At 71.4% G+C, this 16,984-nt stretch carries 18 protein-coding genes and 2 pseudogenes; 10 read left to right on the forward strand and 10 right to left on the reverse strand.

From position 1 onward, the window contains the following. Positions 1-99: 99 nt before the first annotated feature. From AC27IY_RS05445 to AC27IY_RS05455, 3 genes are all read left to right on the forward strand, one after another. Positions 100-900: an SDR family NAD(P)-dependent oxidoreductase gene (locus tag AC27IY_RS05445; RefSeq protein WP_487177288.1), complete on the forward strand. Its 801-nt coding sequence runs from the start codon at positions 100-102 to the stop codon at positions 898-900. 98 nt (positions 901-998) lie between these two features. Continuing rightward, positions 999-1,565 (forward strand): TetR/AcrR family transcriptional regulator, encoded by a 567-nt coding sequence (locus AC27IY_RS05450; protein ID WP_344205526.1) that lies wholly within the window; start codon positions 999-1,001, stop codon positions 1,563-1,565. 3 nt (positions 1,566-1,568) lie between these two features. Continuing rightward, positions 1,569-2,783 (forward strand): FAD-dependent oxidoreductase, encoded by a 1,215-nt coding sequence (locus AC27IY_RS05455; RefSeq protein WP_487177289.1) that lies wholly within the window; start codon positions 1,569-1,571, stop codon positions 2,781-2,783. A gap of 42 nt (positions 2,784-2,825) precedes the next feature. On the opposite strand, the gene AC27IY_RS05460 is transcribed toward AC27IY_RS05455, so the two are convergent. Further along, positions 2,826-3,329: a hypothetical protein gene (locus AC27IY_RS05460; protein WP_487177290.1), complete on the reverse strand. Its 504-nt coding sequence runs from the start codon at positions 3,327-3,329 to the stop codon at positions 2,826-2,828. Positions 3,330-3,883: 554 nt separating this feature from the next. On the opposite strand from AC27IY_RS05460, the gene AC27IY_RS05465 reads away from it, so the two are divergent. Together AC27IY_RS05465 and AC27IY_RS05470 are read left to right on the forward strand one after the other, a co-directional pair. Further along, the gene (locus AC27IY_RS05465; RefSeq protein WP_449945363.1) at positions 3,884-4,330 is read left to right on the forward strand and encodes an ester cyclase; all 447 of its coding nucleotides are present in this window, start codon (positions 3,884-3,886) and stop codon (positions 4,328-4,330) included. Positions 4,331-4,595: 265 nt separating this feature from the next. Beyond that, positions 4,596-5,975 (forward strand): alpha/beta fold hydrolase, encoded by a 1,380-nt coding sequence (locus tag AC27IY_RS05470; protein ID WP_487177291.1) that lies wholly within the window; start codon positions 4,596-4,598, stop codon positions 5,973-5,975. A gap of 655 nt (positions 5,976-6,630) precedes the next feature. Here the strand turns inward: AC27IY_RS05470 and AC27IY_RS05475 are convergent. The 5 genes and pseudogenes from AC27IY_RS05475 to AC27IY_RS05495 form a co-directional block, all read right to left on the reverse strand. Then, entirely contained in the window at positions 6,631-6,813 is a 183-nt protein-coding gene (locus tag AC27IY_RS05475) for a hypothetical protein (protein WP_423447969.1), read from the reverse strand. Positions 6,814-7,021: 208 nt separating this feature from the next. Then, on the reverse strand, positions 7,022-7,213 hold the full coding sequence (locus AC27IY_RS05480; protein ID WP_487177292.1) for a hypothetical protein: 192 nt from the start codon (positions 7,211-7,213) through the stop codon (positions 7,022-7,024). Between the two features lie 44 nt (positions 7,214-7,257). After that, a pseudogene (locus AC27IY_RS05485) lies at positions 7,258-7,611 on the reverse strand (transposase); the annotation flags it as partial. Positions 7,612-8,287: 676 nt separating this feature from the next. Next, the gene (locus AC27IY_RS05490; protein ID WP_487177293.1) at positions 8,288-9,016 is read right to left on the reverse strand and encodes an ABC transporter permease; all 729 of its coding nucleotides are present in this window, start codon (positions 9,014-9,016) and stop codon (positions 8,288-8,290) included. Continuing rightward, positions 9,013-9,726 carry an ABC transporter ATP-binding protein gene (locus AC27IY_RS05495; protein ID WP_449957385.1) on the reverse strand — a complete coding sequence of 238 codons (714 nt, stop codon included), beginning with the start codon at positions 9,724-9,726 and terminating at the stop codon, positions 9,013-9,015. Before AC27IY_RS05495 ends, AC27IY_RS05490 begins: the two co-directional genes overlap by 4 nt. 130 nt (positions 9,727-9,856) lie before the next feature. Between AC27IY_RS05495 and AC27IY_RS05500 the strand changes: the two genes are divergently transcribed. Together AC27IY_RS05500 and AC27IY_RS05505 are read left to right on the forward strand one after the other, a co-directional pair. Then, entirely contained in the window at positions 9,857-10,984 is a 1,128-nt protein-coding gene (locus tag AC27IY_RS05500) for a sensor histidine kinase (RefSeq protein WP_449957387.1), read from the forward strand. Between the two features lie 3 nt (positions 10,985-10,987). After that, positions 10,988-11,635 carry a response regulator gene (locus AC27IY_RS05505; protein WP_423447965.1) on the forward strand — a complete coding sequence of 216 codons (648 nt, stop codon included), beginning with the start codon at positions 10,988-10,990 and terminating at the stop codon, positions 11,633-11,635. Between the two features lie 85 nt (positions 11,636-11,720). Here AC27IY_RS05505 and AC27IY_RS05510 read toward each other — a convergent pair whose 3' ends face one another. Continuing rightward, positions 11,721-12,581: a helix-turn-helix transcriptional regulator gene (locus AC27IY_RS05510; protein ID WP_364445295.1), complete on the reverse strand. Its 861-nt coding sequence runs from the start codon at positions 12,579-12,581 to the stop codon at positions 11,721-11,723. A gap of 150 nt (positions 12,582-12,731) precedes the next feature. Between AC27IY_RS05510 and AC27IY_RS05515 the strand changes: the two genes are divergently transcribed. Further along, positions 12,732-13,319, forward strand: coding sequence for a transposase (locus AC27IY_RS05515; protein ID WP_487177294.1), 588 nt, complete (start codon positions 12,732-12,734; stop codon positions 13,317-13,319). 100 nt (positions 13,320-13,419) lie between these two features. Then, a complete protein-coding gene (locus tag AC27IY_RS05520; protein ID WP_487177295.1) occupies positions 13,420-13,782 on the forward strand; it encodes a hypothetical protein in 363 nt (120 codons plus the stop codon). 143 nt (positions 13,783-13,925) lie between these two features. Here AC27IY_RS05520 and AC27IY_RS05525 read toward each other — a convergent pair whose 3' ends face one another. Next, positions 13,926-14,099 (reverse strand): hypothetical protein, encoded by a 174-nt coding sequence (locus AC27IY_RS05525; protein ID WP_487177296.1) that lies wholly within the window; start codon positions 14,097-14,099, stop codon positions 13,926-13,928. Positions 14,100-14,236: 137 nt separating this feature from the next. Between AC27IY_RS05525 and AC27IY_RS05530 the strand changes: the two genes are divergently transcribed. Beyond that, positions 14,237-15,232: an aldo/keto reductase gene (locus AC27IY_RS05530; RefSeq protein WP_423447961.1), complete on the forward strand. Its 996-nt coding sequence runs from the start codon at positions 14,237-14,239 to the stop codon at positions 15,230-15,232. 111 nt (positions 15,233-15,343) lie between these two features. Here AC27IY_RS05530 and nadE read toward each other — a convergent pair whose 3' ends face one another. Next, a complete protein-coding gene (gene nadE, locus AC27IY_RS05535) occupies positions 15,344-16,174 on the reverse strand; it encodes an ammonia-dependent NAD(+) synthetase (protein ID WP_487177297.1) in 831 nt (276 codons plus the stop codon). Positions 16,175-16,183: 9 nt separating this feature from the next. Then, a pseudogene (locus AC27IY_RS05540) lies at positions 16,184-16,984 on the reverse strand (hypothetical protein); the annotation flags it as partial.

A 16,984-nucleotide genomic window follows, 5' to 3' on the forward strand; every position in this document is an offset into this window, starting at 1 on the left:
AACCGCATCGCGGCGCCCGCTCTGACCTGCAACGGGACGGTTGGGTGGGGCCGTCGTGGGCAGCCGGTCAGGCGGAGACCGACGAGAGGAACCGCCATCATGAGGGAAGTACATGCCCGGCCGCTCGCCCTGGTGACGGGCGCGTCCAGCGGCATCGGGTACGAGCTGGCCAAGCAGTTCGCCGGGCACGGCTTCGACCTGATCGTCAACGCCGAGGACCCGGGCATCGCCGACGCGGCCCGTGAGCTGCGCGAGCTCGGTGCGTCCGTCGAGGCCGTCCAGGCCGACCTCGCCACCCACGACGGCGTCGAGCGTCTCTACGAGCGGGTCACGGCCGGCGGCCGTCCCCTGGGCGCGGTGGCGATCAACGCGGGGATCGGCGCCGGCGGCCCGTTCGCCGAGACGGACCTGGCCGGGGACCTGGAGGTCGTGGACCTCAACGTGCGTTCCGCGGTGCATCTGGCCAAGCTCTGCCTGCGTGACATGGTGCCCCGGGGGGAGGGGCGGGTGCTGTTCACGTCGTCCATCGCCGCCACCCAGCCGGGGCCGTTCGAGGCCACGTACGCGGCCTCGAAGGCGTTCCTGCTCTCCTTCTCCGAGGCGCTGCGCAACGAGCTCAAGGACACCGGCGTGACGGTGACGGCGCTGATGCCGGGCCCGACCGACACCGAGTTCTTCGAACGGGCGGGCATGGAGGACACCCGGGTCGGCTCCGGTAAGAAGGACGATCCCGCGCAGGTCGCCGAGCAGGGGTTCGAGGCGATGATGAAGGGCGAGGCGTCCGTCGTCGCCGGGTCGTTCAAGAACAAGGCGATGGCCGGCGCGGCCAAGGTCATGCCCGAGAAGGCCAAGGCCGCGGCGCACCGCCGGATGGCGGAACCGGGCTCCGGCGACCACTGAGCGGATCTTCTTGTACGTCCCCTCTAGCGATCTTTGCAGCATGCAACTATCGTGAATTTGGGCAAATGCCCAAGGCGGTCGTACAAGAAGGGTCCGTGATGCCGGAGACGTCGCTCGAACGCGGCCGCGCCACCAGGGAACGCCTGCTGCGCGCGGCCGTGGCGCTCATCGGCGAGGCCGGCTGGAACGGCGTCACCACCCGCCTGGTCGCCGAACGGGCCGGCGTCGCGCCCGGTGTCGTCCACTACCACTTCGGCTCCGTCACCGAGCTGCTGACGGCGGCCGCGCTCGGTTTCGTCCATGAGCTGATCGGCCAGATCGGCGAGGAGCTGTCCCGCCGGCCCGACCCCGAGGCCGGTCTCGACTGGCTGATGGGCGCCGTCGCGGTCTACGCCGGCGACGATCCGGCCTCGCTGCTGGTGGCGGAGACGTACCTGGCCTCGACCCGCGTCCCCGAGCTGCGCGACCGGCTCGCCGAGCTCGTCCTCGGCTTCCGCCGCACCCTGGCCCGCTGGCTGGCCGGGCACGGCGTCGAGGACCCCGACGCGGTCGCCGCCCTGCTCGCCGCCGCGATCGACGGGCTGATCCTGCACCACCGCCTCGACCCGGGACTGGACGTCGCCGCGCTGGCCGGGCCGGTACGGCGGCTGCTGCGAAAGGAGTGACCCATGAAGGCCCTCATCTGCGGAGCCGGCATCGCCGGCCTGGCGCTCGCCTGGCACCTGGAACGCGACGGCTGGGACGTCGAGCTCGTCGAGCGAGCGCCGGCCTTACGCACCGGCGGCTACATGATCGACTTCTACGGCGCGGGCTACGAGGTGACCGAGCGCATGGGCCTGGCCACCCGCCTGCGCGAGCTGCGCCACCCGGTGCGCGAGCTCGACTACCTCGACCGCGACGGCCGGCGCACCAGCCGGTTCGTCCTGCCGCCCGGCTTCTCCCGCGTGGTCAGCCTGCCGCGCGGCGACCTCGCCAGAACCCTCGCCGAGGACGTCGTCGCACCGGTCCGCTACGGCGTCACGATCGAGACGATCCGGCAGGACGCCCACCAGGTCGAGATCACCCTCACCGACGGCACCCACCGCACCGTGGACCTGCTCGTCGGGGCCGACGGCGTGCACTCCCGCGTCCGCGAGCTGGTCTTCGGCCCCGAGGAACGCTACCTGCGCCACCTCGGCCATCACGTCGCCGCCTGCGTCCTCACCGATGCGGAGCTGAGCGCGCAGGTCGGGCTGCGCTACCGGATGCTGACCGTGCCCGGGCTGATGGCGGGCGCGTACGCGCTGGCCGAGGACCGGCTCGCACTGCTGTTCCTGCACCGCGAGCCCGACCCGGCCCTGCCGGCCGACCCCGCTGCGGCGCTGCGCCGGCGCTACGGCGACCTGGGCTGGATCCTGCCGGAGACGCTGCCCCGGCTGCCCGCCGACCTGTACTACGACCAGGTCACCCAGGTGCAGATCGGCTCCTGGAGCCGCGGCAGGGTCGTGCTGCTGGGGGACTCCTGCCAGGCGGTCTCGCTGTTCGCCGGACACGGCGCGTCGATGGCGGTCGCCGCCGCCTGGGTCCTGGCCGACGAACTGGCCGCCGGCGACCTGCCCACGGGGTTGACCCGGACCGCCGGCGATCTGCCCACGGCGCTGACCCGGTACGAGGAGCGCATGCGGCCGACGATCGACGAGGTGCAGGCGTTCGGCCGCCGCTTCATCGAGTGGATGGCGCCTTCCAGCCGCCGCCGAATCGCCGCCCGCGACTGGCTCCTGCGCGTCGCCGCCCTGCCCGGCGTCAACCGCCTGTTCCTCAACTCACTCACGCCCGGCGGCCACGACCTGATCACCAGCAGAACCGACCAGCTCACCGCCCGCGGACAGCGCCGCACGGCGTGACGGCCCCCGGATCGCTCTCACCGGGACCGGAGTCATCCGGTGTCATCCGGCGTCCTGACGCGGGCCGGTCCACGACTCCGTGACCTGGCCGCCGGGCAGCGCGATGTCCAACTCCCTGCACCAGGGTCCCACCGGCGTCCACACCTCGGGCGGCGTGAAGCTCAGCCGAAGCCGACGGGCCGAACGGGGGACCGGTCCGCCCAGGTTGCGAGTCCCGTGCGCGGCCGCCTCGCCGTCCGGATCGAAGGCCCCGCTGTTGTGGTCGTCGTAAGAGGTGCCAAGGTCATCTTCGGCGAACATCATCCAGAACCAGAAGAACCGCCCTTTGGTGTCCTCCTCGTGTTGCCGTATTCCGGGAACGAACTCGTAGTGCAACGCGGCAGCGGCGTCCGCCAGCTCCAGCCCGCGGGCGACCACGTGGTGACCTTCCACCAGTTCCCCGAGATCGATGTCGAAGACGATGTCGAGACGCCTCCGCCCGCCCATTCCGGCGAGGTAGGCGTCGGTGGCGGTCCGCGGCGGAATGTTGAACACGCCCTCCAGCATCGGGCTTGATCGAGCCGGCCGGCCACTCGATATCCAACCTCCGCCACCGCCAGCATGATCTCGACGCGCGGCGATCGAACCGGGCGTTTACCTCGTGCTTCCATCAGACCCCGCTGTCGAGGCCGATTTTGACGGCTGCTTGGCACCGTTGTGCGTGCCATGGCGCGGACACTGAAAGGAGGGATGAAAGCGTCGGCAATGACACGAGTTGGCGCGGGCGCTGTCCGCACCGCACGAGGCCATGAGCACATTCGGCACGTCTGCATCAGCCGGCTCCCACACTCGAGCCGCAGAGGAACGAACGCCGTGTCCCGTCACCGCGACCCCGGCCAGCAGTACGGCTGCCCACCCCTCCCCATCAACGGCCACGTGGCGTACACACCGCCACCAGGCCCGTCGCGAAACACCTGGTGCAGCGGGCTCCCCACCGGAACGGCCATCGCACGGGGAAGCAGCCAACGCGCCGGCCACCAGCCGCCCGACCCCAGACTTCGCCGTACTGCCCGCCCACCCACGATGCTCGCCGGAACGAACCGACTCGCTTGGAGGTGCCCATGTCGACCCAATGGGATCTCAGACACCGGCTGAACAAGGCCATCAACGCGCACGACGTGTCCAGCGTGCTCGCCTGCTACAGCGAGGACGCCGTCTTCGTCTCACCGGCGGGCGTCGCGCAGGGACACGACGAGATCGGCTGGGTCTACCAGCAGAACTTCAGAGCGTTCCCGGACTTCCACATGGCGGCGTGGTTCGAGCTGGGCGACTGCGACAACCCGGTCTGCACCGAATGGACCTACACCGGCACCCACACCGGCCCGCTCCTGATGCCGGGCGGGCGTGAGATAGCGGGCACGGGCCGCCGCATCACCATCAGAGCGAGCTGCGCCGCCCACATCTCCAACGACAAGATCGACTCCCATCGTGAGTACTTCGACCAACTCGAGCTCTACAGTCAGCTCGGCTTCGGACTGGTGGAGCTGGACCAAATCGATGTGCGATGACCACCCGGGAGTGTCAACTTAACGGCTGATCTTGGTTGTCGATGTGGTCAGAGGTTGGCAGGGGTGAGGCGGCGCGACCACCCAGGCAGGCCGATCGACTAGCTGGGGACCGCCCGGGGCCCACACGGTGTGCGTGGGTCGGGACGGCGCGCCGGCCCCTCTCTGTCAGACTGCGGTACGACATGCCACGGTCTGATTTCCCCCCTCGCAAGATCAGACCCAGCTCCGATGTGGCCCAGCCCTGCTCTGCGAGATCGTCGTGGCCATGTTCACGCCACTCGTTCTCTCCCTGACGCTCCTCGGCTCCGGCTTCCAGACCCAGCAGACCCCCGCCTTTGACTGGGCCGCCTGCCCCGGCGACAAGGTCGGCATGGCCTGCGCCGATCTCCAGGTCCCTGTCGACTGGCAGAAACCCGACGGCCGCAAGATCGCCCTCAAGCTGGGCCGGCTGAAGGCCACCGGCGTCTCCGAGGGCTCGGTCCTGATCGCGTACGGGGGTCCCGGCGCCCCCGGCATCGCCATGACGCAGGAATACGCCCACTGGTGGGCCAACCTGCGCAAACGGATGGACATCGTCACCTGGGACACCCGCGGCTACGGCGAACAGTTCGGCGGCCTCAGCACCGGGCTGCCCTGCGTCTGGACCCGCGTCCCCTTGCCCGAGTTCCCCGCGGACGACGCCGACTTCGGCCGCCTGTCCGACACCAACCGCGGGCACGCCGAAACCTGCCGCAACAAGGACCCCGAGCTGTTCGCGAACATGAGCTCGGCCGACCACGCCAGGGACATGGAGGCCATCAGAAAGGCGCTCGGCGGGTCCCAGCTCAACTTCTACGGCGCCTCATACGCGGGCATCTACGCCCAGGACTACGCTCGGCTGTTTCCCAGCAAGGTGCGCACGATGGTGATCGACGGCACGATCAGCCACGTCGGCGACGACTGGACCGCCGAGATGATCGAAACGGCCAAGCTCAACGAGAAGGTCTTCGCCCGCTTCTTCGACTGGTGCGTCGGAGAGGGCAAGTGCCCGGGAACGCCCGCCCAGTGGCGTGGCCTGATCGCCAAGGCCGAGCGCTCCCCGATCCCCGTCAAGCCCGTCGGCATCGCCTACACCAGCGGCGACCTGCAGGCACTGGCTCTCGGGCTCGCCATGCGCGGAAAGGACAACTACCCCAAACTGGCCGCGGCCATCGGGAAGGCCGTACGCGGCGACGCCTCCGGCTTCGTGCCGGACCGCGGCGCCCGCTACCCCGACCAGACGACCGGCGTCACCGAGTGCACCGACTGGCCACGCGCTGCCAACCGGGCCGACCTCGACAAGGCACTCGCCCGCGTCCGCAAGGTCGCCCCGAACGCGGGCGCGGCCAACACGCTGTTGACCGGCACCCTGGCGTGCATCGGCTGGCCGGTGACCGTCACCAACCCGCCCGCCCCGCTGCCCAAGGGCCTTCCCCCGATGCTCGGCGCGGGCGCCTGGCGCGAGTCCGACACGGTGGCCCGCGTCCTGAAGCAGGTGCCCGGCAGCGCCACCATTCACGACGACGAGCCGGGGCACACGCTGTACGGGTTCAACGCGTGCGCCCGTGACCACATCGACCGCTACTTCACCGACCGCACCCTGCCCGCCGAGAGCACCTCGTGCTGATCGGCAACGTCTGCGACGCGGCGCGTCGGGGTGCGCGCTACCAGTGCGGTACATCGCGGTTGAGGAACCGGGAACTGCACGCCACCATTCTGTTGTCCCATCCGGATCGCCGCCCTGACAGCCCTCTCCAGGCCGGCCGGCGGACGAGGGGTGCCGGTAGCGCTTGAGGCAGGCTGAGGCGCCCCGCCAGTTCTCCGCTTGTCCGCTCGTGTCGAACGCCTCCGACCTCGACTTGCGTTTCTTGCCGGCGGGATCGATCCAGCGCACGCGGGCACGGTAGGCGGACGAGCGATCCGGCCTGTGCTCGATGCCGGTCGAGAACGACACTCCCTGGGGGACTGTACGGTTCCGGCCCTGGCCCACTTCCGGTGGTGACGGAACGTGATCAGCCAAGCAGGATGCGGTGGCGGAGGAGGGCAGGCCAAGTACGCCGGAATAGTGAAGCGGGCCGGTGAGGCGCCGTTCCGCGCGGGAGGCGAGGCGACGGCCCTTGGCCGTGCAGACCGGTCTGCGGAATCCGGCGGCCGGTGCCAGGCGTGGCGTCGGGTGTCCCTGTGTCGCGCCGGCGCTGCGCCGGGCCGCCGCAGCTCTGAACCCGCGGCACCTCGCCTTTCGATGCCCGTGGCAGGGACGCCGTACCCTTGTGCGGTCGGGTTCAGGCAGGTGCAACGACCTCTGCCTGGCAGGCGAAGCACATCAGTGTGTGCTCCACCACGTGGCCCTGCTCGAACCGCTGACCCAACTCGACGGTGTACTCGTCGCACTCAGGGCACGTCCAAGGGCCGGACTCGCCCTGCTTCGCCGAACGAATGATGTGATTCCACTCATCGTCATTCATCCCGGGATCCTACAGCTCTCCGGGGCGTCGGCTGAGGCTGAGATGCCGGCTCCCATGAGCGACGGCCTCGTGTACGTCGATCTGGCGGGCGGTCCCTGCGATGGCGGGACGCTTCCGATGGAGCGGTCCGCGCTTGCCGAGGCAGGACCGGGGTTCGGCTTCGTGCCAGAGGACGGCGGCCACGCTCGGATGTCGACCCGCGTGACCGTCATCCGGAGCTGGCGGCGTGGGCCGCTGGGGATCGCCGCGACGTCGAGCGCCGGGGCCAGGTCGTCGTCAGGTTCGTCCCCACCTGGCGGCGGCACCGGTCCAGCGGGCCGACGCGGCGGCCGTACTCGCCAACCGCGGCTGCCAGAACCAGTCCGCCGTTCACGACGGCGGTGAGGTCGACGACGGCCAAGCCCGGGGACTGTAAAACTAACGGCAGATCTGATGATCAAGGAAGAGCCCCTTGGCCGACAGCGACAGGACCATCTCGTCCACGCCGGACAGCCGGCGCTGCCGCTTGCGCACCAGCTGGGGCTCGAACGTGCCCGCCACATCGCGCGGCACCCGCACCTGGACCGGGCGGACGTCGGTCACCACGGTCTTGGCGCGACTGCCGTTGCGGCCGTTGCGGCTGTCCTTCCCGACCGGGTCGTGCCTGTCATAGCCCAGGTGATCGGTGATCTCGCCGTCCAAGGCCGACTCCAGCACCCGCTTGGTCAACTGCTGCAGCAGCCCGCCCTCACCGGTCAGCTGCAGCCCCTCGCTACGAGCCCGGGTCACGAGCATCGAGATCAGCTGCTCGTCCGTCATCGAGCGGTCCGGCTCGACAGGCAGTTCGTTCATGGACAGCGACTCCACGGCGGTCTCGGACATCAGGCGTCTCTTCCTTGATCATTAGATCCGCCGTTAGTTTCACAGTCCCGGGACGGGCGGAACCGGATGGTTGGACGGAACCGGTGGTCCGACAGGACCTCATGGTTGAGCGGAACCGGTGGCGACGGGACCTGATGGTCGGGCGCGATCGGTGACCGTGGGGAGGCACATGGTTGGGCGGGACCGGTGGCATGGCGGGGTGCTGGTGGTGGGGCGGGACCGGTGACCGTGGGGAGGCACATGGTTGGGCGGGACCGGTGGCATGGCGGGGTGCTGGTGGTGGGGCGGGACCGGTGACCGTGGGGAGGCACATGGTTGGGCGGGACCGGTGGCATGGCGGGGTGCTGGTGGTGGGGCGGGACCGGTGACCGTGGCGAGGCACATGGTTGGGCGGGACCGGCGGCATGGCGGGGCGCTGGTAGTCGGGCGGGACCGGTGACCGTGGCGAGGCATTGAGCGGCGCAGGACCCGTGGTTCTGGCGGGGTGCTGCGGGTTGCGGGACGGGATGGTCGGGTGCGGCCGCCACGCCCAGGCCCCCACTGGACTGTCGTCGCAGCTGCCTGCCGGGCGTCCGCCGTGAGTAGCGAACGGCGGGGACGATCGGAGACCGGCCTATCTCACCTCCTTGCGAGACGCACGGACGACTCCGGCCAGCAGCGGGAACACGATCCACAGGGCGGTCGATGCGGCGAGCCGCAGGAAGTCGACGCCGGCCCAGTCGCCGGCCGCGAGGGGAGCGGTGGTCCTGTTGAAGTCGAGCCATTCGGCGAGCGTCCGGCCCGTGGTGCCGAGCAGGGCGACGGCGCTCCACACGGCGGTGCCGCCCAGGCAGACGACGATGGCGGCTGGCGCGTTGAGCAGGAGCGCGCCTAAGGCGGTGCCCATCATGACGAAGAGCACGTTCGTCGCCGTCCAACCCGCCATCGTGGCGAAGGTGAGGTCCCAGTGGGCGGGGGTGCGTTGCGCGGCGCTCGTCAGCGCGGTCGCGGGGACCGCGACGAGCAGCGCGAACAGGCTGGCCACGACAGCCGTCAGCGCCGGCGGGATCGCTTTGGCGACCATCACCCGCCATCGCCGGGGTTCCAGCACGAACGTGGTCAGCGCCGTGCGATGGCTCCATTCGCCCGTCACCGCGAGGACGCCGAGCACCGGCAGGAGAGTGGCGTAGCCGATGCCGGCCGTCCACACCAGCCGCTGCAGGCCGGGGCCGCTGTAGAGGCCCCGGCCGACGATCGCCGCGACGGTGAGGCAGAGCAGGCACGCGGTCAGGATCTTGGCGCTGCGGGTGTCGAAGAGCTTGCGGAGCTCGACGGCCAGCAAGCGGTGAAAGGGGATCGTCACTTCTGGCTCCGGTCTGCGGATGCGGTCAGTTCGAGGAAGGTCTGCTCCAGGCTGCGGCCCTGGTTGAGCTCGGTCACGGTGCCCTGGACGAGCACCTTGCCGTCGCCGATCACCACGATGTGGTCGGCGACCTGTTCCACCTCGTGCAGCAGGTGGGAGCTGAGCAGCACGGCGCAGCCGGCGTCGGCCAGGTCGCGCAGCAGCTCGCGCAACCACCGGATGCCCTGGGGGTCGAGGCCGTTGGCCGGCTCGTCGAGTATGAGCGCGCGTGGCCTGCCGAGCAGCGCGTGCGCGAGGCCGAGCCGCTGCCGCATGCCGAGGGAGTAGGAGCCGACGGCCCGCCGCGCCTCCTTGGCCGACAGGCCGACCAGCGAGAGCACCTCGGCGACCCGCGACCTGGGCAGCCCTAAGGAGATGGCGCCGAGGGTCAGTGTCTCGCGCCCGGTGCGGCCCGGATGGAACGCGCCGGCGTCGAGCAGCGTGCCCACCTGGCAGGCGGGACGCTCCAGCTCACGGTAGGGACGCCCGAGCACGGTGGCCGACCCCGAGGTGGCGCGGGCGAGCCCCACCAGGATGCGCAGCGCGGTGGACTTGCCCGCGCCGTTGGGGCCCACGAACCCGGTGACGCTGCCGGGCCCGACCGTGAAGGACACGTCGTCGAGCGCCCGAACGTCCTGGTAGGTCTTGCTGACACTGTTGAACTCGATCACGGGCTCAAGTTCATCGCGAGCGGGGCGGTCCGTTCATCGGATCCAGGTCGATCGTCGTATAGACCCAGGGTGGTAAGGCGATCGACCCAGGTAGCTGGAGCAGGGCCGAAGAATTCCTAGGCTTGGACGCGTGCACGACCGCCCTGACTATCAGCCGCCCCTCGACGGATGGGGCGTCGCGCTGCGTTACCTCGCCGCGCTGGCGCCGATCCTCTTCTACGGCACGGTCTGGGTCTGGGTCGTCGTGCACCATCCGGAGCGGCTGTCGCGCGCCCTGGTCGACGCCGGCCTGAGCCTCGTGGGGCTGGTCCTCATGCGGTGGAGGCGCCGGTGGCCGTGGCAGGTCGCCGCCGTGACCGCGCTGCTCACCGCGCTGTCCAGCATGGCGACCGGCCCCGCTCAGGTGGCGTACGTGTCGCTGTGCACGCACCGCCGCTGGCGGCAGATCATCCCGATCGGGGTGCTGCTGTGGGCCAGCATGGGCCTGTACGCCGTCTCGAACGGCATCACCCAGCAAGGCGTCATCGGCCTCGCCACCGGGACGGCGATCCTCGCCGGGCTGACGGTCTTCGGCCTCTACCTCCGTTCCCTGCGCGACGCCGACCTCGCCGCCGAGCGGGCGGAGCGGCAGCGCATCGAGCAGGCCAAACTGACCGAACGCGCGAAGATCGCCCAGGAGATGCACGACGCCCTGGCCCATCGCATGTCGCTGCTGGCGATGCTCGCCGGAGGTCTGGCCTTCCGCACCGACCTCGGTCAGGAGGAGATGCGGCAAACCGCGCACGCCATCCAGCACAACGCCCACCAGTCGCTCAACGAGCTCCGCACCGTGCTCGGCACCCTCCGCTCCGACGGCGTCACCGCCGCCCCGCAGCCGACCCTGGCCGATCTGGAGGAGCTCTTCCACGAAGTGCGGACCGCCGGGCAGAAGGTCGCCGTGACCGACGCCGTCGAGCAGCGCGACCTGCTTCCGACGCAGACTGGCCGCAACGCCTACCGGGCCGTCCAGGAGGCGCTCACCAACGCGCGCAAACACGCGCCGGGCAGCAGCGTCACTGTCGAGCTCGACGGACGTCCGGGCGACGGGTTACGCATCCGCGTGAGCAACCCCGTGCCCTACGGGGCCTCGGGCGGGCCCGGCGGCAGGCTGGGTCTGGTCGGCCTGGGCGAACGGGTACGCCTGGCGGGCGGCACGATCACGCACGCTCAGCAGAATGGGCGCTTTGTCCTTGATGTTCGGTTGCCGTGGGAGGCTTGACCTGTGATCCGGGTGGTGATCGTGGACGACGACCCGATGGTGCGTACGGGCCTGCGCCTCATCCTGGGCGGCGGATCCGGCGTGGAGATCGTCGGAGAGGCGGGCGACGGCCGGGAGGCGCTGGGCGTGATCCGCGACCTGCGGCCCGCCGTCGTGCTGATGGACATCCGCATGCCCGGCCAGGACGGCCTGGTCACCACCGAGGCGCTGCTGTCCTGGCCCGAGCCGCCGCGCATTCTCGTGCTGACCGCCTTCGACGCCGACGACATGGTGCTGCGGGCGCTGCGCCTCGGGGCCGCCGGGTTCCTGCTCAAGGACACCCCGCCGGCCCGGATGATCGAGGCGGTCCGTGCCGTGGCCGCGGGCGAGCCGGTGCTGTCGCCGAGCGTCACCCATCAGGTGATCGCCGCCGCCACCGGCGGGCACGAGCGGGGCCGCGAGGAGGCGCGGCAGGAGCTGGCCAGACTGACCGAGCGGGAGCGGGAGGTCGCCATCGAGGTGGCCCGGGGCCGCTCCAACACCGAGATCGCGGAGCGCCTCTACATGAGCACCGCCACGGTCAAGGCCAACGTCACCCGCATCTTCGCCAAGCTCGGCACCGACAACCGGGTGCAGGTCGCCATGAAGGTGCGAGATGCCGGCTTCGTGTGATCCCGGTGAGGCGCCCGGCCAGTCCCTCCCGGACGACCGGAGACCAGGTCGAGAAGAAGATCACGTCCGCCGTGCGTTGATCAGGTCACGGTCGCCCGTCCCTGACCTCGCCGGTGGGGAAGTCCTCGGTGCCGAGCACGCGCAGCAGCTCGAGCCGCTCGCGGGCCTCGTCGTCCGCCGGGGTGAAGACCAGCAGTTGCTGCCCCTGGTCGGGGGTGACCAGGGTGGTGCAGTCCATCACCAGCAGGCCCACCCGCTGATGCACCATGCTCTTGCGGTCGGTACGCCGGACCGCCACCTCGTGCTCGGCCCAGAGCCGGCGGAAGTCGGCGCTCGCGGCCAGCAGGCGTTCGACGAGCCCGGTGACCACGGGGTCGCCGGAGCGGCGGCCGGCGACCGCGCGCAGATCCGCCACGAGCTGCCGGGCGTGATGCTCCTGCTCCTCGGGCGGGTGGACGGCGCGTACGGCCGCCTCGGTGAACCAGCGGTAGACGAGGTAGCGGCGGTCCCCGGTGAGGCCGGTGTGGTCGCCCATCAGCAGGACGGCCATCCGGTTCTGCGCGAGGAACTCGCCGAGGTCGGACAGCACCACGGCCGGGGTGTCGCCCAGCAGATCGAGCATGCGGATCAGCCCGGCGCGGGCCAGCCCGGCGAGGCCGTCGGCGGGCGGGGGCCGGTGCCCGGCCAGGTGGAACAGGTGGTCGCGTTCGTCGTCCGACAGCCGCAGCGCCCGCGCCAGCGCGCCGAGCAACTGGACCGACGGCTGGCTGCTGCGGCCCTGCTCCAGGCGTACGACGTAGTCCACCGACATGCCGGCCAGCATCGCCACCTCCTCCCGGCGCAGGCCGGCGGCGCGGCGGCGGGGGCCGTCCGCGAGGCCGACCTCGGCCGGGCGGATCGCCTCCCGGCGGCGGCGCAGGAAGTCGGCGAGCTGCTCACGTTGCATGACGCCATCCTGCCCGCCGCCACTGGGCCGAGCCAGGGAGGGGCGCTCCCACGCTGAGCCGTCCATTGCCTCAGCCTCGGTCGAGCGCTGTCTCCACAGCAGCCAGAATCCCCAGTCTCGCTGGCGTCCGGCGCACCTGCGTCAACCACCATGGGCAGTTGGTGTGAGCGTGGACTCCCCGATCGTGCGAGCGCATCAGGTTTCGGCCGGGCTGGCGGTCGCAGGGGAAACCTTGGTCGCGCTGGAGCAGGCGCTGACCGGGGAAAGGCCGGCTCCGCTGCCGGAGCGGCCGCCGGTGCCGCGGGTGCTGCGCCCCAGGCCACACCCGAGGCCGGCGCGTCACGGCCGCACGAGCGCGCTGCCACCGGGCGACAACGCAAGGCGCAGGCGAAGGCCGCCGCGCACGGCCGATCCCGGGGCGGGCTGAGCAACAAGATCCATGCCGCGGTCGATGCCGCCGGGCTGCCGCTGGTCTTCGTGCTCATGCCCGGCCGAGCCGCCGACTGCCCGCGATTCACCACCGCCCTGGACAAGATCCGCGTGGCCGGACCGGTGGGCCGGCTGCGGACCAGCCCGGCTGCGGTGGCCGCGGACAAGGCCTACTTTTCCAAGGCCAACCGCGCCTACCTGCGCCGCCGCCGAATCGGCGCGGTCATCCCGGAGAAGAATGACCAGCAGGCCAACCGGAGGAAGAAGGGTTCGGCCTCATTCGGGGCCTGTCCCGCCGCCCCCTGTTGAGCGCGGGCGAAGCTGTCGGGCCAGATCGACGCGGGGCTTGGAGCAGTCGGCGAGCGGGCATACCGTCACTACGCCGTCGCGGTCCCTGAGGGAGGGTGCCATGGCAGGTATCCAGCGTCTACGGAAGGGTGCCTTAGCGGGGGTTTACCTGGTCGGGATGGCCCTCTACTTCGGCCTTTGGATCTACCTTCTCTCCCGGTCCGCCGTGGGCATCATGATCTTTGACGGCCTCTCCATCGTGCGGACTCTGTGGGGGTTCGTGGTGGACGTGGTCGTCGATGCCGTGAGCGTTGTGAGCGGCAACGGCTCCCCGTACGGCCAGAGGTTGGGCACTGGGGCTCTGGGCAGCGTCCTGCTGGTGGGCTCGGCCGCGTTCTGCGTGGTCGTGATGGTGGCGCAGGTGTGCGCGGCCGTCTGGAAGGCTTTGCGGGAGCGACGCCGAGGAGCGGTAGACGGAGGATGATTTTCGCGTCCGCCGGTGTCGTCACCTTCCGGCATGCGCGGGATGCTCATCATGGTGGCTGTTCCCGGCCTACCTGACCTGGCTTGATGGTCAGTGTCGCGCGCAAGGTGAGGTGCTGAGAACAGCCTTCAGCGCCTTCATGGTCACTTGCGGGGGGAGGCCGCCCCACCGGTCGCGAAACGCGCCCCGACCGTGTGGCGGGCGACGGCCGCGGGGGTGTGCGCGGCCTGGGCCGGCGTGCCGTAGACGCCGTTCGGCACCTGCTGCTTGGCCGTGGTCGGCGTGCCCTGACAGCGGGAACTCCTCGCCCTTTTCACTCATGCATCGCAGGTCACCGCACCCTCCCCGATGACAGGGAGGGGTGCTCCCATGATGAACGCTCCGCTTCCGCCCGTCCCGGACCCGGCCCAGGGTGGGGAGGGACGGAAACGACGTGACGACAAGGAGAAACCTGATGCGGACGCGAACCCTGGGAAGCACCGGACCGGCCGTCTCCACGCTGGGTCTCGGCGCGATGGGCATGTCGGGCGCGTACGGCGAGGCCGACCGCGCGGAGAGCATCGCCACCGTGCACGCCGCGCTGGAGGCCGGCGTCACCCTGATCGACACCGGCGACTTCTACGGCGCGGGCCACAACGAGCTGCTGCTCGCCGAGGCGCTGCGCGGCCGGGCCCGCGACACGTACGCGCTGAGCGTGAAGTTCGGCATGCTGCTGCGGCCGGGTGGCGGGTTCGGCGGGAACGACGCCCGTCCCGAGGCGGTGAAGAACTTCCTGACGCACTCGCTGACCAGGCTCGGCACCGACCACGTCGACATCTACCGCCCGGCCCGGCTGGACCCGGCGGTGCCGATCGAGGAGACGGTGGGCGCGATCAAGGAGCTGGTCGACGCCGGGTACGTCCGGCACATCGGGCTCTCGGAGGTCGACGCGGCCACGATCCGCCGGGCGCACGCCGTGCACCCGATCGCCGACCTGCAGATCGAGTACTCGGTGATCTCCCGCGCCGTCGAGGCGGACGTCCTGCCCACGTTGCGGGAGCTCGGGATCGGGCTGACCGCGTACGGGGTCCTCGGGCGCGGCCTCATCTCCGGGCACTGGACCGCCGGCCGCGCCGCCGGGCCCGGCGACAGCCGCGCCTTCGGCCCCCGGTTCGCGAGCGGGAACGTGGAGCACAATCTCGCCCTCGTGGCCGAGCTGCGCCGGGTCGCCGAGGCCAAGGGCTGCACCGTGGCGCAGCTCGTCATCGCCTGGGTGGCCGCGCAGGGCGAGGACATCGTGCCGCTGGTCGGCGCGCGTACCCGCGAGCGGCTGGCCGAGGCGCTGCCCGCCGCCGAGCTCCGGCTCACCGCCGACGACCTCGCCGCGATCGAGAAGGCGGTGCCGCCGGGCGCGGCGCGCGGCGACCGGTACCCGGCGGCGTTCATGGCCGGGCTCGGCGTGGGCAACTGAGTCCCGGGCCGGGGGAGGCTCAGGGCGTGATCGGCGTGGGCAAGTGTGCCCCGGGGCGGGGGAGGCTCAGGGCGTGATCGGCGTGGGCAAGTGAGCCCCGGGGGCGGAGGCTCAGGGCGTGATCGGCGGGCGGCGCTTGTGCTCGGTGCGCTGGTAGCGGTCGATCAGCACGGTGAGGGCGGCGGCGTCGACCGGCCTGCCCTCCAGGAAGTCGTCGATGGTGTCGTAGGAGACGCCGAGCACCTCCTCGTCGGCCACGCCGGGGTTCAGCGTCTCCAGGTCGGCGGTCGGGACCTTGCACACCAGGGCGGCCGGCGCGCCCAGCGCCTCGCCGACGGCACGCACCCGGCGCTTGGTGAGGCCGGCGAGCGGGACCACGTCGGCCGCGCCGTCACCATATTTCGTGTAGAAGCCGGAGATGGCCTCGGCGGCCTGGTCCGTGCCGACCACCAGGCCGTCGTGCGCGTTGGCCACCGTGTACTGGACGATCATGCGCTGGCGGGCCTTGACGTTGCCGAGCACGAAGTCCTGGTGCCGTTCGTCGCGGAAGACCAGGCCGGCGGCCAGCACGCCCTCCAGTGAGGCGTCGCTCGCGGGTTTCACGTCCACCGTCATGACCCGGTCGGGCCGGATGAACTCCAGCGCGAGCTGGGCGTCCCGCTCGTCGGCCTGCACGCCGTACGGCAGCCGCATCGCGATGAACGTCGCCTCCCGCCCGGCCTCGCGGACCCGTTCGGCAGCGAGCTGGCACAGCCGGCCCGCCACGGTGGAGTCGACGCCGCCGCTGATGCCGAGCACCAGCGCGCGCCGGTCGGAGGCGGTGAGCTGCGCGGCGAGGAAGGCCACCCGGCGCTCGGCCTCCGCCGCGGCCTCGAAGGACGCGCTCACCTGGAGCTCCTTGGCGATCTCCTGCTGCTGGGACGTGGGCGCGGGGGCGGTCAAGTCTGCTCCTCAGTCGGTCGTCGGGGGTGTTCGCGCCGCGTCCGGGGAGATGGACGCGGACACCGTACTGTGCCCGGCCGAGCCGAAGTTGAACGGGCTCACCAGATGTTGACCGCCTTCGGCGCGAGGCCGAGGGCGGCGAGCGCGGTCACTCCCGCGTCCGGCGTGCTCCCCGCCGGCGAGCAGGAGGGTCCGCGCGGACTGGTAGGGGCAGCCGACCGCGTCGAAGGCGTCCGCCGTGGCGAGCAGGGCGTCCCGGTCGCCGTCGAGTACGGCGGCGGCCCGCGCCACGAGGGCCTCGGCGACCGGATTTCCGGCCACGGCGGCGCGAGCCTCGGTCACGTGGCGGCGGGCGCCGGGGTCGCCGGCGAGGACGACGGCCTCGGTGCGGAGGGCGACGTACCAGTGGTGCCAGATCCAGCTCACCCATTTCCAGACCTCGCTCGCCTCGGGGGCCATCCGCTCCAGCGCCTCCCGCGCCTGCCCGCGGTGCAGCAGCAGCATGCCCTCGAAGACCGCCGCGTAGCCGTGGGCGCGCTCCGCCGAGACGTCGAGCCGGTCCAGGATCTCCCGCCAGTCGCGCTGGGCGTCGTGGTCGTCGCGCAGGCCGTGGACCATCGCCACGGCGGCCACCGCCGGCCCGAGATGGGCTCGCGCCGGGCTGCCCGCCCGTCGCCAGGCGTCGAGCAGCCGTACGCTGCCGGCCAGCACCTCCTCGATGTTGCCCGCCAGCGCGTCCACCATCAGCGGCGCCCGGTGACCGACCTCCGCCAGCGACGGGTGCGCGTCGAGCTGCCGGGCCCACCGGCA

It is taken from the genome of Nonomuraea sp. B208, assembly GCF_057536035.1.